Here is a 10825-nt window from a genome sequence, read left to right on the forward strand (position 1 = left end):
GGTAAGCCCTGCCCGCCGCCGACCGGCCCCGACGGCCGCCCCCTGCCCCCGCCGCCCGGCGCCTGACCCGGGTGAGCGCCGCGCGCACGCCCACCTCGTCCGGTGGATGTGCGCGCGTTCCTCCGGCTCAGGGCGGGTGACGGTCGCGTAGCCGGCGTAGCGACCGTGCACCCGCGGTATCACCTAACGGACGATAGCGTAACGGGCACAGGCGAATTCACCGTTGCGAGCCAGTTCGGTCAGCTTCATCTCGACCCGGCGGGGCAGCAGTGGCTGTCCTGCCCCGAGTGTGATCGGCGCGATCGATACGCACACTTCGTCCAGCAATCCGTGGTCGGCGAACTGTCCCGCCAGCTCGCCGCCGCCGACGATCCAGAGGCTCTTGCCCGCCGCGGCCTCGGTCATCTCCTTGTGCACCACGGTGATCGGCTGCTGCGTGTACCGCACGTCGGCCCCGTCGGTGCGCGGATCGAAGTCACGATGGGTGAAGACCCACGCGGGCATCGAGTACGGCCATTCCATATCGGGATGGTTGTCGAGGATCCACCGATAGGTGTTGGCGCCCATGGCGATGGCGCCGATGTCGGCGATGAACGTGTCATACCCCATCGGTCCGTCGTTGTCGACCTGCCGGGTCAGCAGCCAGTCCAATCGATGGTCGGGCGTGGCGATGAATCCGTCCAGGGTGGTGGCGGTGTAGTACACGGTGCGGGGCATGGTCATCCTCTCTTGCGCAACCACATGATGGGGTCGCCGTTGTCGTGTTCGGTTGTCCGATCGGGGAATTCGCTGTCGATCCATTGGCGTACCAGCAGTCGCCGGTAGGCCGAATAGGTGAGCACGTGGGCGATCACGGAGCCGAGAACGAAACTTTCGGGCGGCTCGCAGAGTGCGTCGATCAGGGTGTCGTCCCAGCCGCCGCGACGGTCGATGTCGCGGACGGTATCCAGCCATCGCGGCACCGTCTCCTCGAATCGCCGTGTCAGCTCGCGGAGGTCGTCGGATCCGCGGTCGGGTTGATCGGTGCCCGCGATGGCGGCCAGCCACACCTGTTTGGTCCATACCAGGTGTGCCAAGACGGTCGCGATCGACGCGTCCGGGCCGTCCCACGCCAGCACCGCCGCCGACGAACGCTGTCGCCGGTACCGGTGCTCGTCGAGGCCCTTCGCCATGTCGAGGAGTTCACGCGTGTCCTCCACGTCGTGGTGCAGCAGCAGCGACGTCGGATCCATATCGTGTCTGCCTTTCGGTTCGCCCTCCACCCACAGCGACATCGGCGGGTGGAAATGGATCCCGTTCACCGCGGGGAGCCAGCGGGTGCGGGCGGTGGCCGGCGTCGCGCTCGGCGGATGTCCGTAGGCGCGGCTGTAGGCCCGGCTGAACCCCTCCACCGAGTCGTATCCGGCGGCGAAGGCCACATCGGTCACCGCCGCGCCGCCACTCAGCTGCCAGGCGGCGCGTTCGAGCAGCACCCGCCGCCGCATCGCCACCGGCGACTCGCCGGTGCCGCGCGAGAATTGCCGGGAGAAGTGATAGGGCGAGACGAACGCGCCCTGCGCCATCGCGTTCAGCGTGGTGTTGTTCTCGTCGAGAACGGAGTCGAGCAGTTCCCGTAATCGGTCACGTCCGGTCGTCACACCGTTCAGTGTGGTCGGCGCGGGTCATGTCGCGCTTGACCGATCTTGCGCATGTCCGCGCGAACCGGCTGCGCGCCGTGGATTCACACCCGGTAATGCCGGCGGGGGCCGTATCCGCGGCGGTGGTGGATGAACAGGAAGAACAGCGCCGGGAAGACGAAGAAGGGAATCATGTGGGTGGTGGCGACGATCACGACCGCGACCACCACGGCGGCCAGCAGCAGCGCCGGGAACACCGGGCGCGCGCGGCGGGGGGCTCGCTGCGGCCGAGCCGGCGGGGCGGGTTGCGGACGCGGCAGGTCGGTGAACAGGACGATCAGGTCGGCGGCGGTCTTCGCGGCGTAGGCGCGACTCACGCGCTCGTCGTATTCGTCGAGCTCGAGGCGTCCGGCCGCGAAATGGTCGCCGAGGGCGGCCGCGGCCTGTTCACGTTCGGCCGTGCCGACGCGGACGCTCGGCGATCCGAACACCGCGGGGTCGAAATCGGTCATGGCAACCGCCTCACCGGGGAAACGAAATCACGATGCACCCAGCGTAGGACGCTTCGGCGAATCGTGCCTGCGCCCGCGGGCGTATCCGCGGCTACGCTTCCCGGCGGATCCGGCGCGGACCGCCCGCGCGGACGGTGCCGGAGTCCTCCCGACGAGCAGGGGAAAATACCCGGAAGCCTTGCCGTGAAACACTATTCACCGCATCGGCGCAGGTCGCGAAAGTGTCGGATTTCGCACAGCCGCGAGCGGCGGCGAGCTGCGGTTCCGCTCGGTAGCGTGGCTGAAAGCCCGAGATACGAGCAAGCCCGAGATACAGCCGTCGCGAGGAGTTGGACGCCTTGGAGGAGGTACTTCGACCGCTGGTGGTCTTCGCCGCGACACTCGCGGTCACCATTTCGATCGGCGCGGCGGTCGACCGTCTGTTGAGTCACGCCGCGCAGAAGCATCCCGCTAACCGACTGCCCGGTCTACTACGTCGCATCCACCTGCCGCTACAGGTGTTCCTGGCGACGATAGCCCTGCATTTCACCTATCCGCTGGCGGAGATCAACTTGCGCCACGACGCGGTCGTGCTGAACATCCTCGCCGCGGTGGCGATCCTGTCCGCCGCCTGGGTGGTGATGCGCGCCGTCGACGCGGTCGCCGAGAACACGCTGGACAAATACGCTCACCGCACCAACGACATCGCCAAGGTGCGGCGGCTGCATACGCAGCTGACCCTGGTCCGGCGCATCATCACCACGGTGCTGGCGGTCACCACCGCGGCGGTCGCGATCCTGCTGCTGTTCCCGAACCTGCGCACCCTCGGCACCTCACTGCTGGCCTCGGCCGGCATCATCGGCGTGATCGCCGGTGTCGCCGCGCAGTCGACGCTGGGCAATCTGGTGGCCGGCCTGCAGATCGCGTTCGGTGATTCGGTGAAGATCGGCGACACCGTGGTGGTCGAGGGCGAGTGGGGCACGGTCGAGGAGATCACGCTGTCGTTTCTCACCGTGCGCATCTGGGACGACCGCCGTCTCACCATGCCGGTCTCGTACTTCAATTCCAAGCCGTACGAGAACTGGTCCAAGGGCGGCCCGCAGATCACCGGCACGGTCTTCCTCTACCTGGATACCAGCACGCCGGTGGCCGAACTGCGGGAACATCTGCGCGACTATCTGCGCACCCGGGACGATTGGGACGGCCGCAGCTGGAATCTGCTGGTCACCGACAGCACCCCCTTCGGCATCCAGGTCCGCGCCTCCATGTCGGCCCGCAATGCCGACGACGTGTGGAGGCTGCGCTGCGCGGTGCGCGAGGAATTGCTGGACTGGCTGCGTAACGAACACCCGAACGCCCTGCCGAAGATCCCGACCAGCGTGGTGGAGCGCGAACATGCGATGGCCGAGTAGCCGCCTATAGAGTCGTGGAGTGCGCGAATTCCGCTTCGGAGTCAACTTCCTCAATCCCGGGTCCGCCGACGAGTGGGCCGCGAAATGCCGGCGGGCCGAATCGCTCGGCTACGACGTGCTGTTGGTTCCCGACCACCTGGAACTCCCGGCGCCCTTCCCGTCGGTGCTTGCCGCCGCGCAGGCCGCGGAACGCCCGCGGGTGGGTACCTTCGTCCTGAATGCCGCGTTCTGGAACCCGGTTCTGCTGGCCCGTGATGTGGTCAGCACCGACCGGCTCACCGGCGGCCGGCTCGAGCTCGGCCTCGGAACCGGTTATGTGCGAGACGAATTCGAGGAAGCCGGCATCGATTTCGGCACGCCGCGGAGCCGGGTCGACCACCTCGAGAAGACGCTGACCGAACTCCGGCGCCTGCTGCCCGAACCGCATCCCACGATCTTGCTGGGTGGCAGCGGTAACCGGATGCTGCGGCTGGCCGCCCGCCACGCCGACATCATCGCGTTCACCGGTGGCGAATCCGTCCCGGGCGCCACCGACGGCTCGATGCGCCTGTCCAGCGCCGAGACGGTCGACGATCGTGTCGCCGCGGCACGGCGTTTCGTCACCGAATACGACCGCGATCCGGAATTCAACATCCTGGTCCAGCAGGTCGTCGAAACCACCGACCGCACGGTCGCCGCCACCGAGATCGCCGCGCAGATGGATCATTTGAGCGTCGCCGAGGTGCTGGACGCGCCGACCCTGCTGATCGGCACGCCCGCCGAGATGGCCGATCAGGTGCGCGAACGCCGGGAACGGTACGGATTTTCCTATGTCACCGTCTTGGAGCCCGCGATGGAGGCGTTCGCGAAGGTGATGCGGGAAGTGCGGGATTAGTGCACGACCGACAGATGCGGACCGACCTGCGCCTCGCCGAGGACTTCCGCGAGAAGCCATGAGGTCCATCGCAGTTCGTCGGTGAGTTCGGCGCGCCCGAACCCCGCGCTGCGCGCCCGCGCCACGGCTTCCGCGAGCAATCCGGGGGCCTCGCCGGGATATCCGGCGACCGGCTCACGGTCGTGATCCCACGTCCGGGTCGGTTCGAGGATGTGCATTCGCGGCCCTCGTTCCCGGCCGATCCGCCTGATCACCTCAATCGGCACACCCCACTGCCGTGCCAGCGCCGCCGGGCTGGGGAAGTGAATCGGCGACGGAAACAGCTGGTCCATGTCATCGGCGGGAACCAGCAGTTCGGTGGCGAACCGGTCGGCCTCCTCCGCCTGAGTCCGGTCTCCCGGCAGTGGGCAGGGGTGCAGCAGCAGATGGCCGAGTGCGCGCGCACACGCGAACCGGTAGCCGTAGACGCATTGGGTGTGCCGGGCGGCCACGACGATCAGCGCGCGCCCCCAGGTGTGCGCGGCGTAGGTGCCGACCCGAGCCATGGCCGCACTCGTCGCCGGCGCGAAAGCCATCACGATGCCGCGCGATTCGAGTGTCGCGCCGAGATGGGCCAGCGGACCCGGTGCGATGCCCCAGTGGTCGCGGAGCAGGCGCGCGGCGTCGGCGGGCTCTGCTCCCTCGTCGAGGGCGGGGAGGTCGAGCGCCGGGAACCGCATTCGGCAGGCCAGCGCGTACGCCAACTCCCAGAGGTATTCCGCGAACGCCACCGCCTTCGCCCGATCGGATGCGGTGGCCGAACCGGGATCGTCGAAATGCAGGTCCGCGGCGTCGATCCGGCACATCGGGCGTCCGGTGGCGAAGTAGTCGACGGGGACGTTCAACGCCCTGGCCAAATCGGCCGGAACGTCCGGATCCGGCTGTACGGCGCCGATCTCGTACTGTTCGACGACCGCGGCGGACAAGCCTGCCGCGGCCGCGAGTTCGCCGACGGACAGTTCGGCCCAGCGCCGCGCCTGCGTCAGCCGTATCGGCTCGAACGCCGAGGCGACGAACCCGAACGGCTCGCCGGCCCGTTCGGTGAGGAGTTTCAGCCCGCGTCGGTCCTGCCGACCGTCACTGTCCACCCGAATTGTTTACCGCATCGCCGGTCGCTGCGGGGGATCCGACCCGAGAAAAAATTCGGTTTCCGGCGAAGCGGACAAACTGCTGGGCGGCGAATCCTTCGGCCATTCAGGACATTCCGGCCGGCATGACCGGCAACAGTTCAGGCCGTTTCGCCAGTCGGCCGTCACCGGTCGACACGCCACGCAGCCGCCGCCACACCCACGGGCGCAATGTCGCTGCCACCCACGCGAGTTCGCCGACCGCGCCGGCCGCGCGGAAACGCTCGGAGCCGTCCGGTGGCAGGGCCCAGCTGTGATCGGCGCCGTCGAGGCCCAGTGCCTCGGCGGCGGCCAGCGCGAAGCGTTCGTGACCGGATTCGGATCCGTGCAGCCGGTCCGCGCTCCACATGCGCAGATCGACCATCGACGCGGCGCCGAACAGATCGACCAGCCGCAGGTCGTACCGGCTCGCGCACAGGCGAATTCGATCGTTGATCAGGTCCACGCGCGGCCCGATGTAGCGGGCGGCCAGCGGCACGATGCGGCGCACATCGGGAAAGGTGGTCGTCACCACCGTTGCGCCGCAGGCGGTCAGCTTCGCGTACAGCTCCTCCATGAGGTCCAGTGCGGCGGCGAAATCGGTGCCGGGTGCGGTCACATCGTTCATGCCCGCGCAGATGCCGACCAGATCCGGATCCATCGCCAGGGCGGCGTCGAGTTGTTCGTCCCGGACCTGCGCGAGGCGGCGACCACGCACCGCCAGATTGGCGTACCGGATCTCCGGATTGTCCTGAGCCAGGCGCTCGGCCAGCCGATCGGCCCACCCGCGCAGACCGGTGCCGTCGTCGCCGTCCCACAGCCCCTCGGTCTGGCTGTCGCCCAACGCGACGAAGCGTTCGTAGCGGTTCGGCGATGCCGCCGGACCGTCCGAATGCGGCGAGGACAACGTCATGGCAGACCTCCGGGACGTGAAGAGGGTGGTGCGGGCGGCGGCGGCCCGCGGGCAGTCGCCACCGGCCGATCAGGCTACATCGGCGCTGTTCGGCCGAATCGGCGTGGCAGGGCCGCGGTGATCCGCGCCACCGGAACGCCTCGCCCGGTCCCGATGGCCGGAACGACGGCACCGCCTCACCCGGGCGTGCGCTATTACTCGACCGAGTGGGCCGGACCACCGCCGGATATGTCCGGCCGCCTGTCCATCGGAAGGATTTCGCCGTGACCGAACTGGCCGAACTGCACCGACGTCTCGCCCGGATCGAGGACGAACGCGCGATCGAGCGGATGATCGCCTCGTACGGCCCGCTGGTCGACGCGGGCAACGCCGCCGCCGCCGAGCTGTGGTCCGCCGAGGGCACCTACGACGTCGAGGACTGGCAGATGCGCGGCCGTGCCGATGTGGCCGCGATGGTCGGCTCCGACGCCCATCAGGGGCTCATCGGGCGGGGCTGCCTGCATTTCCACGGTCCGGCGGTGGTCACCGTCGACGGTGACGAGGCGGTCGCGGTCTGCGAATCCGTCCTCGTGGTCCAGCACAACGGCCGCAATGTCGTGGCCCGCACCGGCGCCAACCACTTCACCCTGCGCCGGATCGAGGGCCGCTGGCAGATCACCGCCCGCACCACCCGCACGGTCGACGGTGATCCCGCGGCCCGCGAACTGCTGACCGCCGGAATCGAGGGCGTGGCGCGATGAGCGGACGACTCGCCGGCAAGGTCGCGGTGGTGACCGGCGCCGCCGCCGGAATCGGCGCGGGGATCGCCCGCCGGTTCGCCGACGAAGGCGCGCGCGTGGTGATCACCGACCTCGACGAAACCTCGGGCCGCGCGGTCGCCGGCGAGATCGGCGGCCGATTCGTCGCGGCCGACATCCGCCACCGCGACGACGTCGACAACGTCGTACGGACAGCGGTTTCCGAGTACGGATCCATCGACGTGCTGGTCAACAACGCCTGGGGCGGAGGAACGATCGGCCGCGTCGAGAACAAATCCGACGAACAACTCGCGCACGGCATCGCCTTGGGCTACTACGGCCCGTTCTGGGCCATGCGCGCCGCCTTTCCACATATGCAGAGCCGTGGGTGGGGGCGTGTCGTGAACATGTGCAGCCTCAACGGCGTCAACGCGCACATGGGTTCGCTCGAATACAACGCCGCCAAGGAGGCATTGCGCGCCCTGACCCGCACCGCCGCCCGCGAGTGGGCACCCACCGGCGTCACGGTGAACGCGGTCTGCCCGGCCGCCAAGAGCCGTAGCTTCCTGCGCGTACTGGGCGAACATCCCGAGATGGAAGCGATGGCGGATGCGGCGAACCCCATGGGCCGCATCGGAGATCCGTACGACGACATCGCGCCCGTGGTCGTATTCCTCGCCTCCGACGACTCGCGCTACCTGACCGGGAACACCCTGTTCGTCGACGGCGGCAGCCACATCAACGGCGTCGCCTGGGCGCCGGATCTCGATGCCGCCGAACGGAATCGGCCGATGTAGACCGCTGCCGCCGACCTTCTCCGGCCGTATCCTCTGCACTCCCTCGCGCGATGTAATACCTTGAAAGACACAGGTTTTGGTAGCCAGGGGTGTGGCGGCTCCACCACGGACCCGCCCGGCTACGCCGGTAAGGGGGCCCGTGATGGCCGATATCGACTTCGAGCGGCGTCGTCACAGAGTGGCGCAACAGCTCGGCGAACTGACCGTACTCACGCCGGCCTGGCGTCGATTTCTCTCGGTGCCGTTGATGCGCAACGGCTGGCATGTGCTCGTGGAACGCGAGAACAGCCGCTCGGATCGCTTCGACGCCTATACCGTCGGCCCGGGCGGCGTCTTCGCCCTGGTCCTCACCGACGTGGTGCCGTCCGCCGCGGAACTGCGCCGGATCCGGTGGCGTGCGGAGGAGACGTTCGCGAATCTCACCGCGGGCCGCACCCGGTACGTGCCGCATATGATCGAGGTATTGCTGCTGATGGAGGAGGCGGCCGACACTCCGGTCGAGGCCCGCTACGTCGCGGTCGACCCGGCCACCATCGCCGCGCGGCTGTTCGCCGAAGCGCGTCTGTCCGGCCGGAGCGCCCGGCAGATCGCGATGACGGTGGCCGAACGCAACACCTGGTTCGCACTGCTGTCCGCCGACAGCACCGCGGTGCCCGAAACCCCGCCCGCCGAAGGGCTTTTCGAGACGACGACACTGCGTGCGGACGAACGAGCGCGGGCGTTGAAGCGACCTTTCAGCGAATGGATGACATTTCTCGACCCGGCCCAACTCGACCTCGTCTACCGAAACTACAACGGCCCCGCGCGATTCAGCGGTCCGGCGGGCACCGGGAAGACCGTCGTCGCCCTGCACCGCATGGCACGGCTGTCCAAGGAAGGCGCCGGGCGCCAGCTCTTCACCAGTTTCGTGCGGACGCTGCCGACCTATCACGAATCGGGATTCCGGCGTCTCGCGCCGCATGTGGGTGAGCGGGTGGAGTTCACCGGACTCCACTCCTGGACCACCCATTTTCTGCGCAGCCGCGATATCGGCTGCCGCCTGGGCAGCGGCGACAACGCCTTCTATCACGCCTGGCGCAACGCCCGCCGCCACCTCGAACCCCTCGAACCGAATCCCAGCTACTGGAAGGACGAACTGCATCGGGTCATCAAGGGCCAAGGTATCGATCGCGACCTCTATCTGAAGATCGACCGGGTGGGCCGAAACGGCCTGCGGCTGGACAAAACTCACCGCGAGCTGGTCTGGGCTCACCTGTACCTGCCGTATCAGGCGGCGCTGCAGGACCTCGCGACGGTGGATTTCAACGACGTGATCGATCTGGCGATCGACGAACTGCGCGCCGCGCCGCTGGACGCACCCTACGACCTGGTGGTGGTCGACGAGGTCCAGGACTTCACCCTGATGGAACTCAAACTCGTCCACCAGATCGCCGGCGGCACCTCCACCTCGCCGCTGTTGCTGGTCGGCGACGGCCAGCAACAGGTCTATCCCGGCGGCTGGCGGCTGTCCGATGCCGGCATCCCGATCGTCGGCCGCGGCGCGGTACTGCGCACCAACTACCGCAACCGCGCGGCCGTGCACGACTACGCCAAGCGGGTCGATGCCACGAATACGGTCGACGACCTCGACGGCGCACCGGGCTTCGTGCTGCGCGACAGCGAGGTCGTATTGCCGGGCGGTACCGCCCGCTCGGAAACCTTCTCGCGGTCGAGGGCCGAGGAGAAGGTGATCGCGGCCCTGACCGACTCCGGATATCCGCATTCCGACATCGCCGTGATCACCGACACCAACCGCCAGGCCGAGCGAGTCCGCGCAGCACTGCGCCGCAAGCGAATCTCGGCGGTCTCGCTCGAACACTACGACGGCACCCAGCACGATGCGGTGAAGGTGGGAACCGTGCATCGTGCCAAGGGGATGGACTTCGCCGCGGTGTTCCACCTCACCGACGCGCCGACCGCACCCGTCGATCGTTTGCGCGGCGGCGAGCGCGACCGGGCGGAGCTGGCGGCACGGCAGACCATGGTGGCACTGACCCGCGCCCGCGACCACATCTGGATCGGGCTGATGAAGGATTGAGGCCCACGAGTCGGTCTTTCTCAGCTGAATCGGTTACCTTCGGCATCCATGACCGACGCATCCCCGGGTTCGGCGGGGCCGCACGCCCTGCCGGAATCGACGCCCACCGCACCCGCCCGAGATCGCCGGCCACGACGCCTGGGCAAGGTCCGCCAGGTGGTCGTCTCGGTGATGCTGGCGGTGATGACCGCCATGGTGCCGCTGGCCTTCGCGCCCGCCATGCCCGCCTCGGCGGCGGTGGCTAAGCCGGGTGTGGAGAACGCGCCGGCCCGCGCGGCGGTCACCGATCTGGTCGGCGACCACCCGTGGGCGGTGGCCCTGCCCGCTGATTTCGCCGCCGAGGCGGGCTATCGTCCGGTGGTCGAGAACGGGATTCTGGTCGATCCCGACGGGGACTGCTCGTCGCCGATCCAGCTGCCCGCGGAGTTCACCGAGGCCTGCAAGGCACACGACCTGGGCTACGACATGCTGCGGTACGCCGAACAGCGGCAGCAACCGCTGCAGCCGTGGGCGCGCCAGGCCATCGACGCGACCCTGCAGCGTCGCATGCACGCCGCCTGCGATATGCGCACCGACACGGCCGCCCGAGCCCGCTGCGATGTGCTGGCGACGGTCGCGACCACGGGCGTCGACCTGAATTCCCGGCGGCAGAACTACGCCACCCCGGACCCGGAGTTTCTGTTCGGCACGCAACTGTCGGGCGAACGCCTCAGCGACCAGCTGCTCCACTTCGGCGGTCCGGCCGCGGTGGGAGCGGTCGCGG

11 protein-coding genes are annotated in these 10825 nt (G+C 68.6%); 6 read left to right on the top strand and 5 right to left on the bottom strand.

Annotated elements, in window-relative coordinates; genetic code table 11:
* Positions 1–183: 183 nt before the first annotated feature.
* From ON23_RS29205 to ON23_RS29215, 3 genes are all read right to left on the bottom strand, one after another.
* A complete protein-coding gene (locus ON23_RS29205; protein WP_039782271.1) occupies positions 184–717 on the bottom strand; it encodes a dihydrofolate reductase family protein in 534 nt (177 codons plus the stop codon).
* A 2-nt stretch (positions 718–719) separates the two neighbouring features.
* A complete protein-coding gene (locus tag ON23_RS29210) occupies positions 720–1637 on the bottom strand; it encodes a helix-turn-helix domain-containing protein (RefSeq protein WP_218001131.1) in 918 nt (305 codons plus the stop codon).
* Positions 1638–1720: 83 nt separating this feature from the next.
* Positions 1721–2128, bottom strand: a complete 408-nt coding sequence (locus tag ON23_RS29215) for a DUF1707 SHOCT-like domain-containing protein (protein WP_039782264.1) — start codon at positions 2126–2128, stop codon at positions 1721–1723.
* 329 nt (positions 2129–2457) lie between these two features.
* On the opposite strand from ON23_RS29215, the gene ON23_RS29220 reads away from it, so the two are divergent.
* Positions 2458–3519 (top strand): mechanosensitive ion channel family protein, encoded by a 1062-nt coding sequence (locus ON23_RS29220; RefSeq protein WP_245556175.1) that lies wholly within the window; start codon positions 2458–2460, stop codon positions 3517–3519.
* 19 nt (positions 3520–3538) lie between these two features.
* On the top strand, positions 3539–4393 hold the full coding sequence (locus ON23_RS29225) for a TIGR03621 family F420-dependent LLM class oxidoreductase (RefSeq protein WP_039782267.1): 855 nt from the start codon (positions 3539–3541) through the stop codon (positions 4391–4393).
* Here the strand turns inward: ON23_RS29225 and ON23_RS29230 are convergent.
* Positions 4390–5520 (bottom strand): ImmA/IrrE family metallo-endopeptidase, encoded by a 1131-nt coding sequence (locus ON23_RS29230; RefSeq protein WP_051043528.1) that lies wholly within the window; start codon positions 5518–5520, stop codon positions 4390–4392. The genes ON23_RS29225 and ON23_RS29230 overlap by 4 nt on opposite strands.
* Positions 5521–5626: 106 nt before the next feature.
* Positions 5627–6451 carry an SGNH/GDSL hydrolase family protein gene (locus tag ON23_RS29235; protein WP_051043529.1) on the bottom strand — a complete coding sequence of 275 codons (825 nt, stop codon included), beginning with the start codon at positions 6449–6451 and terminating at the stop codon, positions 5627–5629.
* A gap of 263 nt (positions 6452–6714) precedes the next feature.
* On the opposite strand from ON23_RS29235, the gene ON23_RS29240 reads away from it, so the two are divergent.
* From ON23_RS29240 to ON23_RS29255, 4 genes are all read left to right on the top strand, one after another.
* Positions 6715–7191, top strand: a complete 477-nt coding sequence (locus tag ON23_RS29240; RefSeq protein WP_039782277.1) for a nuclear transport factor 2 family protein — start codon at positions 6715–6717, stop codon at positions 7189–7191.
* Positions 7188–7985 carry an SDR family NAD(P)-dependent oxidoreductase gene (locus ON23_RS29245; RefSeq protein ID WP_039782269.1) on the top strand — a complete coding sequence of 266 codons (798 nt, stop codon included), beginning with the start codon at positions 7188–7190 and terminating at the stop codon, positions 7983–7985. Before ON23_RS29240 ends, ON23_RS29245 begins: the two co-directional genes overlap by 4 nt.
* A gap of 142 nt (positions 7986–8127) precedes the next feature.
* Positions 8128–10062, top strand: coding sequence for a UvrD-helicase domain-containing protein (locus tag ON23_RS29250; RefSeq protein ID WP_039782270.1), 1935 nt, complete (start codon positions 8128–8130; stop codon positions 10060–10062).
* 48 nt (positions 10063–10110) lie between these two features.
* Positions 10111–10825: hypothetical protein (locus ON23_RS29255; protein WP_051043530.1), on the top strand; the 715-nt coding region annotated here is incomplete at its 3' end.

This window comes from Nocardia cerradoensis NBRC 101014, assembly GCF_000308535.1.
Taxonomy (GTDB): Bacteria; Actinomycetota; Actinomycetes; order Mycobacteriales; family Mycobacteriaceae; genus Nocardia; species Nocardia cerradoensis.

Bases quoted from the DNA above. Each gene is read 5' to 3' on its own strand.
- ON23_RS29205 (WP_039782271.1), bottom strand. From the start codon at position 717: ATGCCCCGCACCGTGTACTACACCGCCACCACCCTGGACGGATTCATC.
- ON23_RS29235 (WP_051043529.1), bottom strand. From the start codon at position 6,451: ATGACGTTGTCCTCGCCGCATTCGGACGGTCCGGCGGCATCGCCGAAC.
- ON23_RS29250 (WP_039782270.1), top strand. From the start codon at position 8,128: ATGGCCGATATCGACTTCGAGCGGCGTCGTCACAGAGTGGCGCAACAG.
- ON23_RS29245 (WP_039782269.1), top strand. From the start codon at position 7,188: ATGAGCGGACGACTCGCCGGCAAGGTCGCGGTGGTGACCGGCGCCGCC.
- ON23_RS29215 (WP_039782264.1), bottom strand. From the start codon at position 2,128: ATGACCGATTTCGACCCCGCGGTGTTCGGATCGCCGAGCGTCCGCGTC.